This is a genomic window from Oligoflexus sp., assembly GCF_035638955.1.
GTDB lineage: Bacteria > Bdellovibrionota_B > Oligoflexia > Oligoflexales > Oligoflexaceae > Oligoflexus.
Genome location: NZ_DASQYZ010000025.1, coordinates 74,215 through 97,120, shown reverse-complemented (window position 1 = coordinate 97,120; position 22,906 = coordinate 74,215). Strand labels below are relative to the sequence as shown.

At 52.9% G+C, this 22,906-nt stretch carries 16 protein-coding genes and 1 tRNA gene; 16 read left to right on the top strand and 1 reads right to left on the bottom strand.

Translation table 11 applies throughout. The annotated features are described in order from the left end of the window. Nucleotides 1-35: 35 nt before the first annotated feature. Nucleotides 36-1,439 (bottom strand): small ribosomal subunit Rsm22 family protein, encoded by a 1,404-nt coding sequence (locus tag VE954_RS03285; RefSeq protein WP_324949626.1) that lies wholly within the window; start codon nt 1,437-1,439, stop codon nt 36-38. A gap of 158 nt (nt 1,440-1,597) precedes the next feature. Between VE954_RS03285 and lipA the strand changes: the two genes are divergently transcribed. The 16 genes from lipA to VE954_RS03205 all read left to right on the top strand — a co-directional run bounded on the left by lipA (nt 1,598) and on the right by VE954_RS03205 (nt 22,904). Next, on the top strand, nt 1,598-2,524 hold the full coding sequence (gene lipA, locus VE954_RS03280) for a lipoyl synthase (RefSeq protein WP_324949624.1): 927 nt from the start codon (nt 1,598-1,600) through the stop codon (nt 2,522-2,524). Next, on the top strand, nt 2,521-3,444 hold the full coding sequence (locus VE954_RS03275; protein ID WP_324949622.1) for a lysophospholipid acyltransferase family protein: 924 nt from the start codon (nt 2,521-2,523) through the stop codon (nt 3,442-3,444). Before lipA ends, VE954_RS03275 begins: the two co-directional genes overlap by 4 nt. Next, nucleotides 3,372-4,079, top strand: coding sequence for a hypothetical protein (locus VE954_RS03270; RefSeq protein ID WP_324949620.1), 708 nt, complete (start codon nt 3,372-3,374; stop codon nt 4,077-4,079). Before VE954_RS03275 ends, VE954_RS03270 begins: the two co-directional genes overlap by 73 nt. Nucleotides 4,080-4,273: 194 nt before the next feature. Continuing rightward, on the top strand, nt 4,274-6,583 hold the full coding sequence (locus tag VE954_RS03265; protein WP_324949618.1) for a tetratricopeptide repeat protein: 2,310 nt from the start codon (nt 4,274-4,276) through the stop codon (nt 6,581-6,583). Nucleotides 6,584-6,915: 332 nt separating this feature from the next. Next, a complete protein-coding gene (locus VE954_RS03260; protein WP_324949616.1) occupies nt 6,916-7,203 on the top strand; it encodes a hypothetical protein in 288 nt (95 codons plus the stop codon). A 144-nt stretch (nt 7,204-7,347) separates the two neighbouring features. Then, nucleotides 7,348-8,760, top strand: a complete 1,413-nt coding sequence (locus VE954_RS03255; protein WP_324949614.1) for a hypothetical protein — start codon at nt 7,348-7,350, stop codon at nt 8,758-8,760. Nucleotides 8,761-8,769: 9 nt separating this feature from the next. Continuing rightward, entirely contained in the window at nt 8,770-11,838 is a 3,069-nt protein-coding gene (locus VE954_RS03250; protein ID WP_324949612.1) for a hypothetical protein, read from the top strand. Nucleotides 11,839-11,883: 45 nt separating this feature from the next. Further along, nucleotides 11,884-11,960, top strand: a tRNA-Val gene (locus VE954_RS03245). A gap of 181 nt (nt 11,961-12,141) precedes the next feature. Beyond that, nucleotides 12,142-13,467, top strand: a complete 1,326-nt coding sequence (locus VE954_RS03240) for a nodulation protein NfeD (protein ID WP_324949610.1) — start codon at nt 12,142-12,144, stop codon at nt 13,465-13,467. A 2-nt stretch (nt 13,468-13,469) separates the two neighbouring features. Further along, on the top strand, nt 13,470-14,234 hold the full coding sequence (locus VE954_RS03235) for a slipin family protein (protein WP_324949608.1): 765 nt from the start codon (nt 13,470-13,472) through the stop codon (nt 14,232-14,234). Nucleotides 14,235-14,302: 68 nt separating this feature from the next. After that, on the top strand, nt 14,303-15,514 hold the full coding sequence (locus tag VE954_RS03230; RefSeq protein ID WP_324949606.1) for a proline dehydrogenase family protein: 1,212 nt from the start codon (nt 14,303-14,305) through the stop codon (nt 15,512-15,514). Between the two features lie 275 nt (nt 15,515-15,789). Further along, on the top strand, nt 15,790-16,488 hold the full coding sequence (locus VE954_RS03225; protein ID WP_324949604.1) for an outer membrane beta-barrel domain-containing protein: 699 nt from the start codon (nt 15,790-15,792) through the stop codon (nt 16,486-16,488). A gap of 32 nt (nt 16,489-16,520) precedes the next feature. Next, a complete protein-coding gene (locus tag VE954_RS03220) occupies nt 16,521-18,137 on the top strand; it encodes a hypothetical protein (protein ID WP_324949602.1) in 1,617 nt (538 codons plus the stop codon). Between the two features lie 31 nt (nt 18,138-18,168). After that, entirely contained in the window at nt 18,169-21,318 is a 3,150-nt protein-coding gene (locus tag VE954_RS03215) for a tetratricopeptide repeat protein (protein ID WP_324949600.1), read from the top strand. Nucleotides 21,319-21,335: 17 nt separating this feature from the next. Continuing rightward, the gene (locus VE954_RS03210) at nt 21,336-22,634 is read left to right on the top strand and encodes a tetratricopeptide repeat protein (RefSeq protein WP_324949598.1); all 1,299 of its coding nucleotides are present in this window, start codon (nt 21,336-21,338) and stop codon (nt 22,632-22,634) included. A 9-nt stretch (nt 22,635-22,643) separates the two neighbouring features. Further along, nucleotides 22,644-22,904, top strand: coding sequence for a hypothetical protein (locus tag VE954_RS03205; RefSeq protein ID WP_324949596.1), 261 nt, complete (start codon nt 22,644-22,646; stop codon nt 22,902-22,904). Nucleotides 22,905-22,906: the final 2 nt, after the last annotated feature.

The window sequence follows — 22,906 nt, the reverse complement described above, 5'->3', positions numbered from 1 at the left end:
CAGCCCCTGTGGAAGTGACTGCGCCTTATCCAGAATCATTTGCGAGTTTTTTGCGGCTTGCTGACGGTCTTGCCAGTGGGCTTGCTGCCAGCTCTGCCAGCGGGCTTGCTGCCAGCTCTGCCAGCGGGCTTGCTGCTGGTCCTGCCAGCGGGTTTGCTGCCAGTCCGTCCAGCGGGTTTGTCGCTGCTTCTGACAGTCTTACCGACAGCCTTTGAGGTCTGACCGACCGGTGTCACCACCGGTTTTTCCATTCTCTCCCAAACAACGCCGCGCAAACGCTCGGGACCGGCATCCGTCGGTTCCTTGACAAGCCCATCTGCGGCTGTACACAGCAGATAGTTAAACTTACGGGTATCGCTCCGATGGGCTTTTTCATCCAAGGGGCGTCCCACCACGATGGCATCACCCTGGTGACCTTCGGCATTTTTAAAGGTACGCAGAGCCATGGCAATATCAGGACTCGCAAACAGATAGGCGGAGGCACCGATGCGCCTGCGGTCGATATCGAGAATGCGATCGATCTTCTCCATCAGAAGGGGCTGCTGCCATTCCCATTCGCTATAACACCAATCCCGTGTGCGTTCGAGCATGGGGCAGTTGCCATTATGAGGACAAGGGTAAAGCGCTTGATAGCCCATCTGACAAAGTTCATCGCGCAGTTGCATAGCCCCACGCGCCATATCCTGGCTCGCAGGTTCAATAAGCGTGATGAGGCGTCGACCCTGTTTCAAACCCTGCGCCAGATGCTTTAACAGGCTCTGTGTTGTTTTGGGATTATGGCTGACTTCATTCCAAACATAACCGAGCTGATGCCAGACGATGCTGTCATTCGCTTCATCCGTTTTACGACTTTCAAAACCCAGATATTCGTCCAGACGCTGTTGCCGCGTCACGACTTTGGCCTGAGGATCGATCTGCTGTAAACCATGCAGGGCAGCGTCTAAAAACGCCCTCGATTTATCGACGAGTTCAATCGAACACGGGACCTTCTTCTCATCACGCATGAGAGTATCCAGCGTTGCCAAACTCAAGGCTCCCGTGCCGCAGCCAAGGTCTTCGATATGCAAAGGCCGTGGCTGTTGGCGGAGCCAACTGAATAGACCCATATGGTGTTCGCTACGCCGGAGCATGCCTTGCGCGCGAGCGAGGTTCGAAAGGTGAAAACCCAAAAGATAAGTCAACGCTTCCTTCTTCGGGTCCATCAGGTAGCGGGAAACTTCGGAACGGTTGAGCGTAAAGGCTTCCCAAAGTTCAACGAGTTCCTTACGCATTTCAGGAATCACGGCGGCGGTCAGATCCAAATCAGAGACGTCGTTGCGCGGACGATCAAGGTTGCGAGGAGTCCTGGCAAGGCTGGCCACCGTTGCTGCCCAGATGGAATAACTCCGTTTGCTGGTCAGCAGAGTATCCGGACTTGTGGGGCGGGAAAATTTTGCCATGAAGCAGTATCCTATTTGATAATACCAGGGAGGACAGCTTCTAACATGGAATGAGCCAAAAGGCGACCATCCTCCACTGGCAATCGATAGAGTACAATGTTAATGTGCGGCTGTTCGTGCCAACGCTGCCCGCAGCCCATCTATCAAGGGGTTATGCCGTGACTGATAATGCTGATGCCTTGCAAAAGCCAGCACCTTTGCATATTAATAAGCCGGAATGGCTGAAAACCAAAATCCCCACCGGGGACGTCTTCTTCGATATCAAGCGCGATCTGCGCTCCAAAAATCTGTATACCGTTTGCGAAGAAGCCAAGTGCCCGAATATCAATGAATGCTGGGCCACTAATACCGCAACGTTTATGATTCTGGGCGATACCTGCACCCGAGGCTGCCGTTTTTGCAATGTAAAAACCGGCAATCCCAACGGCTGGCTCGACCCTCATGAAGGCGAAAAAACCGCCCAGAGCGTGGCCATGATGCGACTCAAATATGCTGTATTGACCATGGTCGATCGCGATGATTTGGCCGATGGCGGCGCGGCTCATATCAAGTCCGTCTTCGAAGCCATTCGGTCTCAATCTCCCGCGACTCTGTTGGAGTTTCTAGGCGGTGATTTTCAGGGCAAGGACAGTTCACTGGAAGTCGTTCTGAGCGCAAAAATGGAAGTCTTTGCGCACAATATCGAAACGGTGGACCGTCTGACGCCACGCGTGCGTGATGCCCGGGCATCCTATCGGCAATCGCTTCAAGTTCTGCAGCGCGTCAAGCAACTCGCCGATTATCCTGTTTTCACCAAAAGCGCTTTGATGCTCGGCCTCGGTGAAACCATGGATGAAGTGGTGCAGGCGCTCAAGGATCTGCGTGAATATCAAGTGGACTTCATCACCATCGGTCAGTACATGCGGCCCTCCAAGAAGCATCTTTCCATCAAGGAATTTGTCGAACCCAAGCAGTTTGATGAACTGGCCCGGATCGCTGACGAGCTTGGCTTTTTGTCCTGCGCCTCGGGTCCACTTGTGCGTTCTTCGTATCGCGCCAGTGAATTTTATGCCAAAGCCCTGCAAAAAAGAGCGGAGCGCGCGTGAGTGCCCGCTCCCGTCTGATCACGATTCTGCTCAAAGCCGTGCTGCGCTCCATCGCGTCCATGCCTGCCAGTTGGATTCCCTGGACTTCCCGAGTCATAGGCTTTTGGGCACCCAGGCTTTCGAAACGCGATCAAAAGCTCATAGCCAGCAACGTGCAGCGGGTTTATGCGCTGCCGGCTCACAGCTCATTCGCCAAATCCTTTGAACAGCAGGTCTTCCGCTCGCAGTGGTGTGTGCTGATGGAAACCCTGCGGGCCAACCTATCTCAGCAGGATCCTATTCAAGTCGAAGGTCTCGATGAACTCGCTGGGACCACCCAGGAGCTTCAGGCCGCTGGCAAGGGTCTTATCATTGTCACAGCCCACCTCGGCAATTGGGAATTCGTGGCCCGTTATACGGCTCGGGCCAGCGGGCGACGCTTTCATGCCCTGGCCAAACCGTCCAAATTGCCAGAATTGACCGCGATCCTGGATGATCTGCGGCAACGGATGAATACCGCTGTGCTCTGGACGGACAGCAAAAGTATTCTCAAGGACATGCTGAAACTTCTGAAAGCAGGCGAGTGCCTCGGCTTTGTGATGGATCAAAAGCCTGAAGGACGGGTGGGGCCTGTGGTGCGTTTTTTTCAGCAGCCCACAGAGTTTGTCAGCGGCCCGGCCAAGCTTTCGATTCGGCAGGGCAGCCCTGTGCTCGCGGTTTTTTGTATGCGGACCGGGCTCCTGCAATATAGAATAATCCAGAAGCTGATTGTCCCCGCTGATCATGGTTGCATCGATGAAATTGAGCTGACACAGAGAATGGCAACTTCCATCGAATCCGTGATCCGCCTCTACCCTGAGCAGTGGCTATGGAATTACAAACGCTGGCGTCCTTCGGCAAATCCTTCCGTGAACGCTTCCTCCACGCTCAGCAGCGTTTAGGGACCGGTCTTCCCTTTCTTTGTATCGAAGATCTCATTTTGATCATCACGCTGATCGGGGCTGCCCCGGATGCCCGCTCGCTATGGATTGGCGGCTCCATCTCAGGCGCAGCCTTGGCTTTGCTGTTTTGGGTCCAGGGCTATACCGCCAGCTGGCAGGAACCCGCTGTGATTGGACCCTTTCGTTTTGTGCGGCATCCCTTGCGCCTGAGCCTCTGGCTACTGGCCATTGGTTTCAGTCTCGCCGCGCGCTCATTTGCCGGCCTCCTTTTCAGTTTGGGCATCCTGCCCCTGCTCTATTTCTTGGATCTTTATCGTGAGGAAGCGCTGCGGCGCCGGCAGAATCTCGCGGCTTTTCGTTATGGGAAATTCGTTCCAGCCCTGGTGCCGACGATTTTTCCCTATCATCGTGAAGCGGTCTCGGTGCCCTTTTCCTGGCGCGGCGGACTCGTGGGTTCGGATCGCAGCGTGCGGCGCCGTCTGGGTCGGCTGGTGCTCGGTTGGATCGTGATCATGCTTCTGGAAAGGCATATTCTGCCAGCAAACGGCGCATGGATTGCAGCCGGACTGTGGTTTGTGTTCCTGGTGATCCGCACCATTCTGCACCGTAAGACTCTTCGATTGGTGTTTTCGTAGAAACGAAATCTCGCGAAACATTTTTCCTTTTTCTGGTGTTTTGGCTGAAATCCCCTTGATCAGCCCCTGCCAAGTCCCTGATTCGCTTAGCTGCCAAATCAATCTTGCCTTTGCGGTAAAGACCGCTTGGTCCAGCCTGTTTTAGTTTCAAAAACCATAGTCGATAAGCCTGGAAAGCGGGTGAGGTAAGCCGTATGACGCCAACGCATTCCAGTAATCCACAGCTCGATGAAGCCAACAAATACATATTTGTGAAGGCCTACGAACGAGCCGAACGAATGATCGAAGATCTTGTGAATAGCGATGCCTATCGCCATGATCTTCTTCTGCACCTGCGGCGGGTTGAACTCGCCACCAAACTCGACACCCTTGCTCACTTGCGCAAGGTCTATGAAGAGGCGCTGGAAAAGGACGCGGAAAGCGTGACCTACCGCATCGCCCTCATCTTCGTCGAGCAGCATGGTGAATTCATTGAAAACAAAGAAGCCATGATCCGCCTGCAGGCGCTGCTGCGCACGGTGGGACCGCATCCGGCCATTTATTATGGCATCGGCTTCTGCATGGAAATTGAAAACAATCTGGAACGCAGCCGCTTCAACTACGAGCAGTGCGTGAACCTGGATCCCAACTGGTATCCCGGATACTTTGGTTTAAGCCAGATCTGTTATCAGGCCAATGATGACAAAAAAGGGGATCAGTACTTTTTCCTCTTTGAAGACATGGCCCCGTATAACGTGTATGGCAACTTCGAAACGCATCGACGCCTATCCAATGAATTCATTGATCGCAATGACTTTGATTCTGCAGAGATGGCCATTCAAACGCTTTCTGAATGGTGGATGGAAAATAAAGGCATGTGTCCGCCTGAAATTCAGCTCTTCGAGCGCCTGGCCACAGCCAAGGTCGCTGAACTGCGCGGCGATCAAACACTGGCCGAACAGAGACGTTCCCAGGCGCGCCTGGTGGCCCATCGCATTCTGGATGACCAGATGCTATCCGAAGGTGTGCTTTACTTCTCAGCCAAGGTTTTGGAAGAGTTTGGCGAATTCAACCTGTCGCTCGACATGTATCGCAAGATTCTGAAAGCCGAAGCAGCCAGTCCGGAAGTGATCCAAAAGATCGGTGGCCAATTCCTATCGATGGGTGAAGTGGCTTTGGCCCACGAACTCTTCACGGAAGCTTACAAGGCTCATCCGGATCAACCCGAGATTCGCTTTTGCCTTCTCGTCTCCAAGCTGCGTCTCAGCAAGGTGAACGTGGAAGATTATCTGATCAACAAAGAGCGTTTGAAGAAACTGGTCGACAGCCCTTCGGATAAAGTGGAGCTTTTGAGCCTCCTCCATTCCCTGGTGGCCAAATTCCCTGAAGATCCTGATGTACAAGGTCATATGGGTGAGGTTTATCTGCGCCTTGGCAACAAGGACAAGGCGGCAAAACACTTTAACCGCATGTACGAGCTGGACTCGCAAAGCCGCATCACAACCTTGAAATACGCAGCGTTTATCATGCAGTTCGGTGATCCGGATCAGGCTAAAAAGATCCTGACGAACATCGACCGCAACGACAAGATGAGCGAAGAGGAACTTTGCGAATTGCATTGGCTTCACGCCAACTATGAATTCCGCAAGGGACAATTCCAAAACAGTCTGGATCAGCTGCATCAGGTTTTGCAACGCGATCCCTGGAATATTGCGTACCTCGTTCTGCAGGTCCGTAATCTTTCCGAGCTGGCCCACGGCAAGGTGGAGTTCGAAGTCGCCGACGCAACCCTGAAAAAGCTCGCTGAAAGTGATGAGTCGGAACTCAATTGGCAGGAATACGATGCCAAGACTCGTGCCCTGGCGGGAACCAGGCAGATCGCTTTGGTCTATGCCCGGGAAAAGCTCCGGTTTCTGTATGGTGATGGACAGGACCTGGTCCTCATGCGTCTGGTCCAGGCCGCTTCCGCTTTCGACGCCCGGCAGGCGATTTACGACCTTTTAAAGCTCCTGAACACCAATTTCGATAGCCCTGAAATCTACTGGTCGCTCGGGGTTCTCTTTAAAGACCTCTGGCAGCTGGAAACAGCCAGCATGTGGTTTGATCAGATGCTGATGATCCCGTCCCTCAAAGATAAACAAAGAGCCAAGGCTTACCTGGAGCAGGCTGATTGTTACATCTGGAGAGGAACGCAGCTCGAAAAAGCAGTTGAATATGCGAAACTCGCTTTGGACCTGGGACTTACCCATGATAAGCGTCCCCTGCGAGTGCTGGCGCATGGACTGTTGAAATTGGGTAAAGTACGGCAGGCAGAAGTCTATCTCGAGGATAATGAAGGCGACAGGGATCCTGAAGTCATTTATCTGCGCGGGCTGGTCAAATATCGGAACGGAGCCTATCAGCAGGCCAATGAAGTCTGGAAACCGCTCCTGACCCACCGGATTGAAAATCTTCGTTTCCATAATATCAAGCAGGAAATTATGCGGTATTACTTCGACAAGGAACCGTACCGCGGGATTAACTGATCCAGCCAGGGCCTTGTGTTTCACAAGGCCTTATAGCTTCTTCTTCCCATCTTCATTTTCGGATTTATCCCAACGAAATCTCAACACGAGTGAATCGTGCCTTGAGATATTTTTTGTTGACACAGAATTCGGGATGTGGAAAATGAAGCACGAGCACAACACATATCTATAAATTCTGATGCGGCTTAGCGCATGTAGCCCAGCACCTTGAGGCATTCGCACCTCCAGACTGCGGACCATGTCTGGTTTCGTCAGAGCGAACATCATCAGTTCATGCTGATGGTGGAGCAGTCGGATTCTATTACCTGATAATCCAGAAAAGGGGGGGTGGCATGCGTAAATCAGTTACCAATTCGTGCAGTGTATGTTGCGAGTCGCGCAAGAGTCGTTCACGTGAGTTCAGTACACATGCCTGGAAAGCGCTCACCATGTGGGGAGAGGTCGAACAAAGAACCTTCAATCAACCCATTTGTGAAGGCTGCTACCGTGAATTGCGCGATCTTTTGATCGAGCGTTCCGCAGAATTGCATGCCATGCCCGTAACGCAGCCTGATTACGCCAGCGTTCTGGAAATGCCCTTTATGAGTCAAGAGACGCCTGCAGCGCAGATCGCCAGCTAAATAAAGCTCAAGCACCAGGCAGAAATCGCCTGGGAATGGGCAAAAATTAGTCAGGTATTCCGCACTGTTAAAGCTAAAGTTCCGGCTTCCTGGTCCGATACGACTCCTGCGTGCTTTACGCAGGACAGTTCCCAGGAGGTTCGGATGGTCAAGAGTCAGAAAAATAGCAGGATCCAGAGTCCTGATCAGGAATATCTGCAAGCCCTCCGGCTCTATTGGCAAAATGAGAAAGAGGGAGCTCTTTCGCTGCTGAGTGAGCGCCTTGCCGATGGCAAATCACAGCAACCTCATCTTTACTACCGACTATGGATCGAATCGCTGGCCGAAGACCAGGACGAAAGCAGTCTTCGCATTCTGCAGCGGCATATTCAAAGGCATATCAACTATCAGCATCCAAGTTGGATCGGGCTTTATGCTCTGACCGGCCTTATTCATTATGAACTGGGCGAGCTTGAAGCTGGACGTATTCTGCAGCGCAAGCTGGAGCGCCATACCTCCGATCCCTACAGTCGTGAGTTGTCGCTGGTTCTGGGACCCGAACTGCCTGACGAAGATCAGCTGCAGATCGCCAAAGGCATGATCAAAGTCACGGCTGACTACTTCGTGCTGCGTCGGGCCGCTTTGCTGGGCGTTCGCTTGCAGGATGCCACCTTCAGTCGCAAAGTCATGGACACTCTTCAGGACCGCATTGGCGAAAGTCCATTGGGTGCGGAAATCGGCTTCCATAAGCAATTCAGCGTGAAGCAGTACCGCAAGGCTTGGCAGTTTGCCCGCTTCTTGCGTGAAGTCTATCCCTTGAATAGCCAGTATCAATTCTATTTCGCTTATACATCTTATCTGATTGATCGCAATCGCACGGCTCTTGAAGAGTTCTTGAAGCTGAATCGTCGCGCGCAGGAAGGGGATCCTGATGTGCTGTGTATGATCGGGGCCACTCTTCTGCAAAGCGGGCGTAAGACGATGTCGGACAAGCTTCGCAAGCGCAGTGAATACTATTTGGAAAAGGCGCGCTTGCGTCTGAAATCCCAAGGCTTGCCAACCGATTATCCTACGGAGCTCCTCTTGCGTATCAATGACAACGAAGACGTGCCAAACTCTGGTCGTCACTGGATCGTTAAGCTCTCCGCGAAACAATGCTACGATCTTTATCAAAAGCCTGAACACCGCATCGAGTACCTGCACCGGGCCATGGGTCCTTATGTGAAGACCGGCGACGTTTGCATGTTCGTTTCGGAAAGCCGCGTAGCCGACAACCAGGATGTCGGAATTTGGCGCCTCAATGCGATTTATAAAGCCCTTTCTGATCCTGAATGGCATCCCACCCACCGGTGGCAGACCATATTGAAACTTCAGATGCGCATGGAAGTGTCGATCCCGCTGGAGATTGAAGGGAATCAGAAGGAACGTCTGCCCGATGACGGTCCCCACCGTTACGGACTTTACGAAATCGACGACTCAGCCATGGTTTGGATTGAAGACAGCGTGCGTACCTTCACACTGGATGATCAGGCCTTTGTCCAGGTCTTTGCCGAGCTGAAATTGGCTCGCTCCGTATAAGGGTTTTTTATGAAACAGCTGATTTTGATTTGTCTGCTTTTCAGCAGTCTGGTTCCCCAACTTTGGGCCGAGGGACCACCGCGTCCACCTCAGGCCAAAGCGGAGCTGCCTCCGGAGCCGCCCAAGGTCTCCACCGGCGAACGCATTGAAATTCCCGATGTGGGGTTCAGCATTGTTCCGCCGAATGGCTGGCTGGTGCACAAGAACTCGCACGGTTCTTCCTTGCTCTTTGAATCGCCGAAGCAGCCGAATCAAACGTATCAGCCTACGCTTCAGGTCATGGTCTTCAGCAAACTTCGTTATATCGATGAAGTGACCATGAAGGAATATGGCGATTTGATCGTCGAGAAGTTTGGCAAAATCTCCAACCGTGTGACAGGCTATCGTCTGCGGGATGCAGCTTTCCAGAAACTCGAGACCGGCGATCCCGCCATTCTCTTTTACACGGAATTTCAATACGATGATGTGCCCATCATGCAGATGCACATCCTGATTTCGTCGGCGACCAATCACTTCCTGATGACCTATACGGATCTGGCCAAGGTCTTTGATGACGAGAGTTCACCCGGTCTCGCCATAGCCTATACATCCATGCATTCGTCTCAACTGACGACAAGGCCACCCTGGAGATGGCGTGGCTTTGCCATCGCAGGCATCGTGATTCTGCTGCTGATCATGAGCTGGTTTACCATGCGCTTTATGCGAGCCCACCGTCTGGCCAAGCTCGGTCAACGCATTGAAGATGAGGATAATAAGGAAATCACCAGCGACGAGGAATCGCAGCATTACAGCCGCCATGCACCAGCGACTGCCGCCGAGTCGCATGTGGGCGACGACGAATGGGCTTCGTCGAAGTCACAGGCGAAATCAACTTCGGCGAAAAAGCATACGGACAAAGTCTCGCAGGTCCATAGTTCGCATTTTGATGACGATGATGAAGGACCGGAAGTGTCTGACGTCGTACCCATTTCCATGTTGGAAAAGTCCCTGCACCCTGGCCGCAAACGTCGTCAGGAACAGGCGAAGGCCCAGCAAGCCCAGGCGCCGGTCGTGCCGCAGCCTATGATGCAGCAGCAGGCGCAACAGCCGTTGCCGCCACAAGGAATGCCATCAGGTCAGCAGCCTATGGGCCAACCATTCGCGCAGCAGCCTATGCAACCTCAGGCTATGGGCCAGCAGCAGGCGCAACATCCGGGCATGCCGCAGGAGGGTTATAGCCAACAGCCGGTTTCCAATCATCAGCCTTTGCATTTCCCCCCTCAGCCTGTGTCGAATCAACAACCGATTTCGAATCATCAGCCGATGGCGCAGCATCAACCTGTGTACCAGGAACAAACCGTGATTCAGCAGCCTATGCCGACACAGGGAATGGGACATCCTGGTATGCAGCAACCCATGCCACCGCACGGCATGCAGCAGCCTATGGGACAGCCCATGCCACAACAAGGCATGCAGCAACCCATGCCACCACATGGCATGCAACAGCCAATGGGTCAATCCACGCCTCAGAACGGCATGCAGCAACCCATGCCAACGCAGGGCATGCAACAGCCAATGAATCAACCCGCGGCTCAGCAAGGCATGCAGCAACCCATGCCGCAGCAGGCTACTCAGCAGCCGATAGCCCACCAGACGTCACAACAGGTTATGCAACAACCCATGGGACAGCCGATGTCACAGCAGGGCATGCAACAACCTATGGGACAGCTGACGTCACAGCAGGGCATGCAGCAACCCATGGGACAGCCGATGTCACAGCAAGGTATGCAGCAACCCATGGGACAGCCGATGTCACAGCAGGGCATGCAACAACCCATGGGACAACAGATACTGCAGCACGGCATGCAACAGCCGATGGGTCAACCCATGCCCGGTTACGAACAGCAGCCTGTTTCCCATCCTCAACCGTCGCATCAAGGGCAACCTTTCGCGCAGCAACTGACATATCCTCAGGGTGCGCCATCATCCCAGCAAACGATGCCTCATCAAGGCATGCAATCTCCGCCATCTTCGTACGCGCAGCAACCTGTTCATCAGCAAGCCATGCCTCCTGCAGGTATCCCGCATGATCAACAGCCTGCCTCTCAGCATTCGAGTGGGCCTCAGGCACGTCATCCGCAAAATCCTGCGCCGATGGCCCAGCAGACTTCCATGCCATCGCCTCAGCAGACTTTTGCTCCTCAACCGCCGATGATGTCAGCCGATGGCCAGCCTGTTTTTGTTCCTGGTCAGCCTCTGCCAGCACCTGGAATGGCACAGCCCAACGTATTTGCGGAAGCGGCCCAATATGGTCAAAATATTGCGCATCAGCAGCCGCATTCTCAACCGCCCGTTTCCGAACAACCTGCTTACGTCCATGCCCAGGCTCCAGCGGCTCCCATGCAGGCTTATGCCGCGCAGGCTTCTGCATCCGCGCCTGCGATCCAGACCTTGGCACCCCAAGCCTCTGCGCCCGCGATGCCAGCATTTGAACCCGCAGCTGAACCGATGATGGAACAACCCGTCACAGCTTCGCGTCAGATGCAAAATCAAGCGATGAAAAAGCAGCCTCGCACGCAAGACATTGATGATGAACCAGAAATGACAGAAGAAGCGCGTCTGTCGGAAATCCTTCCCAAAGCGGGCACGATCGAAAAAAGCAAACCGAAACGCAAAGGTCTCTTCTGGCGGAAAAAAACCGACGACGATGATGATCAGAGTGATGATGGTGACGACAAAGGTTCCTGGAAATCAGCCACAGGCAAAAAAGGCAAGGAAAAGGAAGAGGATGAGGATCTGGAAAACGGTGAAGATTGGACCGTTGCATCCAACAAAAAATCCGCTCCCGATCCGGTCGCTGACAAGGACGACGATGAGCCAGCCGAGTCTGAAGACTGGGCACCGGAAGCCACCAAGCGATCCGAACCTAAACGGGACAGTCTGCTCAATGAAACCCAGGGACCGCAACACCTTGTCCGCCGTGCTCCCCAAGGGCCAGTGACCAAGGAGCGCAACGCCTCTGTGACGGAAGATGGGTGGAACCTGAACGATCAAGTCGCGTCGGACCACGACGAAGAGGATGAGGAAGAAGTCGGTTGACAGTATTTCCGATTTCTGCGATAACGCATTCCTCGTTTGAGGATCGGGCGTTTAGCTCAGTTGGTTAGAGCATTAGCCTTACAAGCTAAGGGTCCACAGTTCGAATCTGTGAACGCCCACCATGCAACCCCGCAGTTGGAAACAGCTGCGGGGTTTCTAATTTTGTTGAAAGTCCGCTCCGCGTGTCGCACCCGCGTCTCCCGTGTTCCCGCACCACGACTTCCCCGGCAGCCGCCGCAGATGGACTTGCAGCACGCCATGAACCGAGGTAGCCTGGGTCTGCATGACGGGAGGGTCTCATCCATGGCGCACAGCTTTTTACGGACTCTGATCACGTTCCTCTTGGCCTTGCTGCTCCCCAATCTTGCCCATGGCGCCGATGCACCTCCGAAGTGGCTTGAGCTTCGTTTGGGCACCATCGGGGCTGCCTCCGCCGACGTCCTCAAAAGCGCCCTCAACGAAATCGATAAAGACAAGATGGACGGTCTCCTGATCATCCTTGATACGCCGGGCGGCTCTCTCGAAGCCACACGGACCATGGTCCAGGATATGATGGCGGCCAAGGTTCCAGTGGTGGTTTGGGTCGGCCCTGATGGCGCTCACGCAGGCAGTGCGGGTACATTCATCACGCTCGCCTCACATGTAGCGGCCATGGCCCCAGGCACCAATATCGGTGCCGCCCATCCTGTTGATATCAGCGGCCGAAATATTGATGATAAGTCTGATCTCAGGTCTAAAATTGAAAACGATACAGTGGCCTTTATGCAGTCCATTGCCGATGCCCGTGGCCGTAACCGTGAAATGGCCGCCTCCTTCGTCAGCAACTCCCTGTCGATCACTGCGCAGGAAGCCCTGGAAAACAAGGTCATCGATGTGATCGCACCTGATCTCAAAACCCTGATGAAAGGATTGGACGGCCGCGACGTTAAAATAGGCGAAACGACCCGGAAGCTCCAAACAGCTAACGCGGAGCTGGTTCCTTTTGAAAGAAACTTTCGCCATGAGCTGCTCGAAATCATCAGTAACCCCAATCTTTTTTATCTCCTGTTCATTGTGGGACTTTTGGGACTTGCCTTTGAAATCACGCATCCCGGCGTGGTGGCACCAGGTGTGATCGGAGCCATCAGTTTGATTTTGGCTTTAATTGCATCCTCGATGCTGCCTGTCAACTTCGGTGCCATGCTCCTGATTCTGGCCAGCGTGGTCTTTATGGTGGCGGAAATCTTCCTGCCGAGTTTTGGAGCTCTAGGCGTTGGCGGACTGATTGGTTTTGTCACGGGATCCATCCTGTTGATTGATGACAAAGCCGAACCCGCCATGCGCATCTCACGATGGTTGATCATTCCCACGTCCCTCTTCCTTTTGGCTTTTTTCCTAGGACTCGGCTGGCTGGTGTTACGCAACGTGCGAGCCAAAGCCAAAACCGGCGTGGAAACTCTGCTGGGCGCGGAAGTGGAAGCCGTGGAATATTTTATTGATGGCCACGGCCGCGTCCGTATCTTCGGCGAATACTGGAATGCCACAGAAGTGAATCACCAAACCGTGAAACCGGGCGACCGGCTTCATGTTGAAGCTATCGATGGATTGAATCTGAAACTCAGGCTCCTGCAACCGACACGAAAGGATTAAATATGGAATTCATGCTGGTTTTGCTGGTTATCGGCATTCTTCTGATCATCAGTTCGACAGTCCGCATCATACCCGAATATCAAAGAGCCATAGTCTTCCGATTGGGGCGGGCTCTCGACCAACCGAAAGGGCCAGGCCTCATCTTTTTGATTCCCGGTATTGATCGTATCGAAGCGCGTGTGTCCACACGGATCGTGACCATGGATATCGACCCTCAGGATGTCATCACCCGGGATAATATTTCACTGAAAGTGAATGCGGTGGTTTATTTTAAAGTGGTCGATAGCATGCGCGCTGTGATCAATGTTGAAAATTATCTTTATGCGACAGCCCAGCTGTCCCAGACGCATTTGCGTTCCGTCCTGGGCGAGCACTCTCTGGATGAGCTGCTGGCCGAACGGGATAAGATCAATCTGCACCTGCAGCGGATCCTCGATCAAAATACCGATTCCTGGGGGATCAAGGTGGTCGCTGTCGAAGTTAAACATGTTGACCTTCCCCTTGATCAGCAAAGGGCTATGGCTCGCCAGGCTGAAGCGGAGCGCGAACGTCGAGCCAAAGTCATTGCGGCGGAAGGGGAATTCCAGGCTGCCCAAATGCTGAAGGATGCCGCTGATCTTATTTCCAATAATTACACAGCATTGCAGCTTCGATACCTGCAGACCATGGCCGATATGGCCGCATCTCCCAATGCCAAAACCGTGTTCTTCCCATTGCCGATTGATTTGCTGGAGGCCTTCCAGAACCTGAGGCCTAAACAGCAGTGAAGCCATGACTTTTACGGGCTCTTCTGCTAGGGTGTTCTCGCCCATCGGATCCTACGGAGAGCCACGCCATGTCCAAAGCCAAACGACAGCCCGAGACGCCTGCTGCGAAACTTGATCTGAACAATACGGCGATCGCGTTTGCATCGCTCAGCGATCAGCAGCTGCGGCAAGCGATTTTTCTCTTTAAAGTCATCGGCAGTCCCCTGGTTGTCAAACTCGGGCCGACTTTCGCTGATCTTTCCCTGAAGCTGCGCCTGCCGATTCAAGGCCTTATTAAAAAAACCATCTTTTCGCATTTCTGTGGCGGTGAAACCATACCCGACTGTCTGCCGCGTATCGAACAGCTGGGAACCAAATCCGTTGGCACCATTCTGGATTTTGCGCGGGAAGGGGGAGGCCAGGAAGAGGACTTTGACCTGGTCACCAAGGAAATCATTCGAACCATCGACATGGCAGCGCAGCATCGCAAGCTGATTCCATTCGCAGTGTTTAAGCCCACGGGTGTGGCCTCTCTGGATCTCCTTGCGAAAACAGATCGCGGCGATGTGCTGACCATCGATGAACAGGCCGCCTTTGCCCGCGTGAAGGGCCGTTTTGAAGCCATCTGCGAGCATGCTGCGAAAAAGCGTGTGCGGATCATGATCGATGCCGAGGAATCCTGGATTCAAAAAACGGTGGATACTTTAGCTATGGAACTCATGGCTCGCTTGAATCAAGAGCAGGCCATCGTCTCCAATACGATTCAGCTCTATCGCCACGATCGACTGGATTTTATCAAGTCATGTTTGGCAACGGCCCAAGCCCAGAATTTTTATCTCGGCTTTAAACTGGTACGTGGTGCTTATTTGGAAAAGGAAAACGACCACGCCGCCGAGGAAGGTCGTCCATCACCGATCAACCCCACCAAGGAAGCGACGGATCGCGAGTATAATGAAGCCCTGAAGTTCTGCGTGTCGAACCTCGATCGCATTGCATTCTGTGCGGGAACCCATAATGAGGCCTCCGTTCGCCTCCTGGTGGATCTCATGGCCCAGCACCAGATCGAGCCCCACGATGAACGCATTCACTTCGCGCAGCTTCTCGGCATGAGTGATAATATTAGCTTCAATCTCGCGGCCGCCGGTTATCTGGTTGCCAAATACGTGCCTTATGGAACAGTGGGTGAACTGCTGCCTTACCTCACGCGTCGGGCTCAGGAAAACTCGTCCGTCCTGGGCCAGAGCAGTCGTGAACTCGACCTTCTGAATCGAGAATACGCACGACGCAAAACCGCAAAGTAATTCCCGCAAGTCTCATCGTCGAAGAGGGCAATTCTTGCCCTCCTTATCCTACCCATTCCCCATGTTACACTCTTTACAAGGCTCGTTAGGTCGCGTGCGCACGAATTCGATTCCCGAATCTAATTCTGTCGCACTGAAATAATCCCGTAGTTATCGATAATTACGCGCGAGTCTGAATTGCTTGAGTCCCATGTTTAAGGTTTCGATCCGATTCACCGAACTATTTCGTTATAGGAAGGTTTCCCGTGCAGGGAGACTTGATTAGAGGTCAACCTATGAATTTACGATCTGTTCGTCCGCGTCTTCTTTTGACAACCCTGCTGATGAGCCTGGCGCCTTCGCTGTTCGCCATCGACCTTAAGCCCGATGAGATTCGCGGCAAAGGGCAGCAATCTCCTGTGACGATTTTGCAGAATCGCTATTTTACCAAAGCGCTGCGTCCGGAGCTGGGGCTTTCCTACGGCACCATTACGAATGAAGCTTATACCGATACCACTCTCTTTGGATTTCGCGGTGCGATGTTCCTGAATGAGTGGATTGGTATCGAACTCCAATCCATGAATGCCAAGGTCGCCGATTCAGATGACCGCAAGGCCCTTCGTAAAATCACATACTATCGCCGTGAATCGGATGGATCGTTTGTGCAAGGGATCCTGGATCCGGAAGTCAATCAGATCAAGAAAATCATCGATACCACTGCGATTCTTGCTCCGTTTTACGGCAAGCTTAACCTCGCGGACTTCCTGATCGTGTATTCCGATGTGTACTTCACAGCCGGACTTTCACGGGTCAGCACCGATCAGGGTGACCTGAATGCCCTGAACTATGGCGCCGGTCAAAGGTTCTATTGGGCGAAAGCTCTGTCGATGCGAATCGACTTCCGAGCCCGATCGTATACCGAAACACGCAATGGTGCGGACTATCGGAAGAATACCTATAGCATCGACTTTGGTCTGAGCTACTACCTGTTTTAATAGTCCAAGCCTGGGGTGGGAGCGTGATGTTAGTGAATACAATACATAGCTTACTGTTGATGGCCGGCCTGGTGGCGACACCTTTGCTGGCCCAAAAAAATACCGGCAAAGTCCCGAAAAAACCAGCGGCGAAACAGGCCGTTGTTCAAGGACAGGTGAATACCGCCACGAATAGGCGCCTGATCGCCGTGTTCGAAAAATATCGTCGCGGCGAACTCCAAAAGCGTCCGGCCTGGGATGCTCTGGATACCTTCGTTCCTAAACTGGGTGAACTCACTCTCGACAACCGCCTGGCTTATGAGCAGGTGCGTTCCGAGTTGCTCTTCCTCGCCGGTTATCCTTTGCTGGCATCGGAACATGCAATTCGCGCGTTGGCTATTGCCCAATCGCCTTATGATGAGAAGCACAAGCCCCTTTGGGAAATCCTTTGGAAAACATCCAAGGCCAAACCTGTTCAGTATCTTCTCGAAGAATTGGGAGCCAACCTGGGGCCACGCGAGGGCAATCCTCCTTCGTTTGGGAACAACTGGAACTACATCCTGGCCAATGCGCTGGCAGCCAAGAATGATTACGCTGGAGCCAAGCAGGCTTACGATAAGATCGTGATGCAGGACCGCTATTTCATGCCGGCCCAGTATCAGCTCGGTCTGATCGCCATCAAGCAGAATCAACCCAAACAGGCCGAAGCCTATTTCCGGGCTATTTTGAATCCCACGGCGCAGGATCTGGCGGAACTTCGCCGCTATGAGATGGCCGAGATGCTGAATTACACACACATGGCTCTGGCCCGACTCTATTATCAGGAACGCCGTTTCATCGAGTCGGCTCAGGAATACCGTTTGATCCGCCGCAGCAGTGTGCTGTTCTATGACTCGATCTTTGAACAGTCCTGGGCCCTCTTCATGGCCGGTAGCGTCAAGCATGCGTTAGGTGCTCTCTATTCCGCGCACTCGCCTTACTTTGAAGATCGCTTCAATGCTGAAGGCAAGGTTTTGGAATCGATGATCTATTATTGGGTTTGCCGTTACGATGATGCCCGGAATGCGCTGGCTGACTTCGCGGAAAAGCACCGTGATGCGGTTGCCAACCTGGGAACTTTCCTCGATCGACAGCGCCTCAGTCCGGATGCTTCGTATCAGCTGTTTGAAAACCTGATCACCGGTGTATCGGGTCAGGCGATCGGCATTCCCATCAACGTTTTGAATACGGCTGCTCATAGCGATGTGATGCTGCTGGTTCGCGATCAGTATGCCACGCTTATCGAGGAATTGAACGCCCTCGAAACCTATGGCATCTACGGCTCCTTGCCTGACATCGAGCCTTACAAGCAGATGCTCCTGGGTCGTGCGGCCATCATGCGAAGCGACATCGGAACGCGGTTTTTGGGTGAACTTCGTAACCTGAAAGATCACTTCGATGAACTCTATGATCAATCGCAGTTCCTCTACCTCGAACTTCTCATGAGCCAGAAGGATCAGATCCTGGGCAAGGAGTTGCACGGGGATAGCAAGCTGTCGAAGGTTACGGATAAGGACGCCGTGAATGGCTGGAGTCGCAAGACTCAGAGCTGGGAAGATAACAAGTTTGAATACTGGTGGGATGAGATTGGCTACCAGATCATCGACGTAGAACCAGAGTGTAAGCTCTAAGCCAACATCGATTTCTGGCAAAGGGGAAAGCATGAATTTGAGACACATCAGAAGAATTTTGATCCTGCCTATCCTCGCCTTGGCTATGGCTGGAAACGGATCCGTCGGATTCGCCGCCGCAGCTAAAAAAGAAAAGCCTAAAATGGCCAAGGATGCGGCGCCTAACAAAGCTGATATGAACAGCTACTTTGCCGAAAGCCGGCAGGGCGTGTCACCGGAAAGGCTGCGGGAAGCCGATGTTCTGCGCATGCAGACCGTCACCAGCATCCATAAGCTCCTGGCGACCCCCAACATGCAGGCGAACCGCAAGTTCGAACTCTACCTACGTTTGGGTGAACTTCATTCCGAGCGCGCGGAATACATCCGCGAATTGGAAATGAAGGACTACGAAACCAAATACGAAGGCTGGAAGAAGACCAAAAAAGGCGCCGAGCCGCAGCTGACCACCAAGGCCTCGCAGGCCGAACTGTTGAAGAGTACCGAAGCCTTCCGCAAGCTGGTCAAGGAATTCCCCAAGCATCCTCGCACGGATGCGGCGCTGTATTCCCTGGCCAAAACCTTGCTGCTGCTTGAAAATGACAATGCGGTTCTTTACTTCAACCAGCTCGTGCGCGAACACAAGGATTCCATGCTGCTGGCGGATACCTATCTGGCCCTCGGCGAATTCTATTTCTACAAGCACGACATGGAAAAAGCCAAGGACAACTACAAGAACGCCATGGATGCTTCCAAAGGCAATCCTGACAAGGAATCCAAGGTTTATCCCTTCGCCGTCTATAAGCTAGGCTGGGCCTACTACAATTCCAAGGTTGCCAACGAAAAAGAAACCATGGAAAACGTGGACAAGGGCATTGCCGCTTTTAAACTGGCCATCAAGATTGCGGAAAAGGATAAGAACAATCCTGGTAACTTCAACCTGCGCCAGGAAGCTATCAACGATTTGATCATGGTCTATGCCGAAACCGAAAAAATCGACGAAGCGATGGAATACTTCAATCGCATCGGCGAAAAAGAATCCTTCTATGACATGCTCGAGCGCCTCGGCAACATCTATGAGGACAACGGGGAAAACAGCAAGGCTATTGACGTCTTCGGTCGCCTGCTGGCGGAATCGCCTACACGTCCGCGCAATCCTGAGATTCATTCCAAGTTAGCGAAACTCTACGATACAACCATGAACTCCGCGGCACTCGTGGATAACATGAAGCGCATGCGCGCCCTTTATGTGGACGCAGGCAGCAAGTGGATTGCAGCCAACGCGACCAAGAAAGATGTTCTGGACGAAGCTGTCGAGAAAACCAGAAAAAACATCCACCGCTACGGAACTCTTTATCATCAGCAGGGTCAGAAGACCAAGAAGAAGCCCATGCTGGCGACCTCGGCTGAACTCTATAAACTCTATCTGGCCACCTTCCCCAAAACGGAAGATGCCTATGAACTCCGTTATTACCTTGCGGATATCTACTTCCAGTTCGAACAATTCGAAAATGCTGCGGACGAATACTACACAGTGACCCAGGAACGTCCCAAGGACGGCAAATACCTGAAAGAATCCGCATTCAACTCGGTTGTTGCCATCAAGAAGATCGACGAAGCCACGACCTATCAGAAGTTGCCACCTCTGGGCCAGGTTTCCAAGCCCGTGCCACTGCCCCGTGTGAAGCAGAAGATGGTCACCATGATCGACAACTATGCAGCCCTTCTGCCTAAAGAGAAGGAAGGCTTTCCCATGCGCTACACCGCGGCCATGACCTGGTTTGAATACGGTCATTACCCCGAGGGTTTGAAGCGTTTTGAGAATATCGGGATGGATATTCCGGACACGACTCAAGGCAAGAGTTCCATCAAAATGATCCTGACCTTCTATGCCGAGCGCAAGGACTGGGAAAACCTGGTGAAGTACTCGAAGAAGTACTACGATAATCAAAAAATCGTGGCCACCAGTCTGAAAGAAGATCTGATCAAGGCTATGAAAACCGGTGTATTCAACCTGGGTCTGCAGCAGAACAAGGAAAACAAGCTGGCTGAAGCAGCCAAGACGTTTGAATCGTTCCAGTCGCAGTTCCCCACCGATGAAAGTGCGGACGCCGCTCTTTACAACGCTTCAACCGCTTATTACAAGTTGGCCAAGGTGGAAGACGCCCTGCGGGTTGGTCACCTTCTGCTCAAGGAATATCCCAAATCCAAGCTGGCCCCCAAGGTCTCGCTGGATATGGCCCAGACCAATGAATCCCTGGCTGACTTTGATCAGGCTGCCAAGCTTTATAAGTACTATGGCCTGAACTTCAGCAAGGAAGCCGACTCGGTGAAAGCTCTTTATAATGCGGCGACCCTTTACCGCGGTCTGAAGGACTACAATGAGTCGATCAGCCTCTACAAGAAATTCATTTCGCTCCACGGCAAGGATGATCTGGCCCGCACCGCGGTGCTGCAGATCGCCGAGATGAATGAGCTGAACAAAACCTGGGGTGAAGCCACCCAGTATTACAATCAGTATGCCGGTCTCTGGCCGGATCGTTCGGAGCAGAACCTGGTGGCCCGGGCCCGTCTGGCCAAGATCGCCTTGCTCAGTGGCAATCGCGCCAACGGTGTGAAGGAAATCCGTCGCCTGCAGAAGGATCTGATTACCAAGAACGCTCCGCCGGCTCTCGAAGCTCGCCGCATCGCCGCCGCGGCTTTGATCGATGACATTGAGAACGACTATAAGAACTTTACTGAAATTCGCGTGACCGATGCGGCGCGGATCGAAAAGGAAATGGCCAGCAAGCAGGAACGTTTGGTCAGTCTCGTCAGCCGCTATCAGGAAGTGATTGAACTCGGCAGCGGTGAACATACCGTGTCTTCGCTCTATCACCTGGGTGTGATGCACGAAAACTTTGCCAAGGTCCTGTTTGATGCACCCGCCCCCAAGGGAGCGAATCAGAAAGCTATCGACGATTATCGCAGCTCCATCGAAAAAGTCGCTTTCCCTCTTCGTGATGAAAGCAACAAGTTCTTTGAAGCCGCCTTCAAACGTTCGCAGGAAGTCCAGACGTTTACCGAATGGACCCGTAAGGCCTATGAGAAAATGGTGGAGCTGCAGCCCGATAAGTATCCGGCTGTGGTGGAGAAAACCACATCGCCCACATATATGTCGCACGTTATGGTCTGGGACGAATCTATCGCTGATATCGCGAAATGAAAGCTGGAGGAAGCCTTATGAAACAACTGATATCCGTCGCTCTTTTAGGCATACTCGGCTTGAATCTGGGCTGTAGCACCACAGGTCAGGTCGCCCGGATCGATAAGGAAAAGCGTAAGTTCGAGCTGCAAAGCCAGGACGATACCAAATCATCCATGAAGACCAATGAAGAAGGCACTACGGGGGCCCTCGTCATCAAGCTGGAAAAGCGTCTTCAGGAAAATCCTCGCGATTTGAATGCCCATATCAACCTGTCCCAGACATATCTGGCCATGGGTCGCTATGATCGCTCGGAAAAGTCCTGCCGGGACGCTCTGCGCATCGATCCGCGCAACGAAACGTCGCGTAAGATCCTGGCCCAGATCTATTACCGCCGTGGCAACCTTGAGATGGCCAATATCATTCTGAACGGTTTGGATGCGATCCATAGCAAGGATAGCCAGATTCTAAACCTTCTGGGCATGATCGCCTTGCGCCAGAACAAGCCTGAATTCGCCCTGCAAGCCTTTCAGGAAGCTTTGAAAAGCAATCCGTCGGACATTGCTGTGCGGATGAACCTGGGTGTGCTTTATGTTCACTATCGTCAGCTGGGTCTGGCTGCGGTGGAATTTGAACGCATCCTGAAGGTGATGCCCGAGCATCCTGATGCCAACCTTCACATGGCCATCATTGAATCGAATCGCGGCAACCTGGAGCGTGCGGAAGACCTTTATGAGAAGGTGCTGGGCATGTCCAAGAACAACCCTGTGGCCATCTTCAACATGGCCGTGGTGGAAGAGCGTCGCAAGAACTTTGATAAATCGATCGATTACCTGAAGCGCTACCTGGATACCGATTTTGCCAAGAAGAAGAACAATCAGGAAGTCTTTGCTCTGATTGAAAAAGTGCGCTCGGAAAAAGAAGCCATGACCGGCAAACGTGTTTCGGATGATGACATCATGAAACTGGCCGCCAAAGCCAAGGCGGGTGGCGTGGGCGCTCCAGCCACGACCAAGGATAAGGAATTCGTGGACGCCGATCCACGCATTCAGGAAGCGGATCAGAATCGTCCGGATAAGAATCGTGCGGTCCCAACTCAGGCGGCAGCACCGGCACCTGCTTCGAGTCAGCCGGCAGCTGGAGCTACAGCTCCAGCAGCTGCAGCTCCAGTAGCTCCAGCTCCGTCGCAAGCAGCCATCAACAGCGATGGTACGACCACCAGCGCACCAGCGGCCAAGGCTGAAAAAGCTCTGGCGCCCAAAGTGGAAGCCAAAAAGAAAAAATCCTATCGCAATGATGAAGAAGAAATTGATGATCTGGAGAAACAACTTAAGTGAGGCCAGGCGATGAAAACGCTACTTGGACTTATCATAGCCCTGTTCGCGGTCAACATTCAGGCTGCTGAAAAAGGCAAGCCGAAGGAAGGTAATTACTCGACGACCATGGACTTCGATTCGTCCATGATCGACGGTAAAATGAAGGCTCCGTCGGGCTTCTTCCTGCAGGGCCGCAACCGTCAGAGCCTTAGTAACATGGTGAAATTGCGTTCCAATTTCAGCGGCAAACTTCGGGATTCCGAAGCTGCTGTGAAAGCGCTCATCAAGTAAGG

Bases quoted from the DNA above. Each gene is read 5' to 3' on its own strand.
- VE954_RS03235 (WP_324949608.1), top strand. From the start codon at position 13,470: ATGGAATTCATGCTGGTTTTGCTGGTTATCGGCATTCTTCTGATCATC.
- VE954_RS03260 (WP_324949616.1), top strand. From the start codon at position 6,916: ATGCGTAAATCAGTTACCAATTCGTGCAGTGTATGTTGCGAGTCGCGC.
- VE954_RS03250 (WP_324949612.1), top strand. From the start codon at position 8,770: ATGAAACAGCTGATTTTGATTTGTCTGCTTTTCAGCAGTCTGGTTCCC.
- VE954_RS03270 (WP_324949620.1), top strand. From the start codon at position 3,372: ATGGAATTACAAACGCTGGCGTCCTTCGGCAAATCCTTCCGTGAACGC.
- VE954_RS03205 (WP_324949596.1), top strand. From the start codon at position 22,644: ATGAAAACGCTACTTGGACTTATCATAGCCCTGTTCGCGGTCAACATT.
- VE954_RS03285 (WP_324949626.1), bottom strand. From the start codon at position 1,439: ATGGCAAAATTTTCCCGCCCCACAAGTCCGGATACTCTGCTGACCAGC.
- VE954_RS03230 (WP_324949606.1), top strand. From the start codon at position 14,303: ATGTCCAAAGCCAAACGACAGCCCGAGACGCCTGCTGCGAAACTTGAT.
- VE954_RS03225 (WP_324949604.1), top strand. From the start codon at position 15,790: ATGAATTTACGATCTGTTCGTCCGCGTCTTCTTTTGACAACCCTGCTG.
- VE954_RS03210 (WP_324949598.1), top strand. From the start codon at position 21,336: ATGAAACAACTGATATCCGTCGCTCTTTTAGGCATACTCGGCTTGAAT.
- VE954_RS03265 (WP_324949618.1), top strand. From the start codon at position 4,274: ATGACGCCAACGCATTCCAGTAATCCACAGCTCGATGAAGCCAACAAA.
- VE954_RS03240 (WP_324949610.1), top strand. From the start codon at position 12,142: ATGGCGCACAGCTTTTTACGGACTCTGATCACGTTCCTCTTGGCCTTG.
- VE954_RS03215 (WP_324949600.1), top strand. From the start codon at position 18,169: ATGAATTTGAGACACATCAGAAGAATTTTGATCCTGCCTATCCTCGCC.
- VE954_RS03255 (WP_324949614.1), top strand. From the start codon at position 7,348: ATGGTCAAGAGTCAGAAAAATAGCAGGATCCAGAGTCCTGATCAGGAA.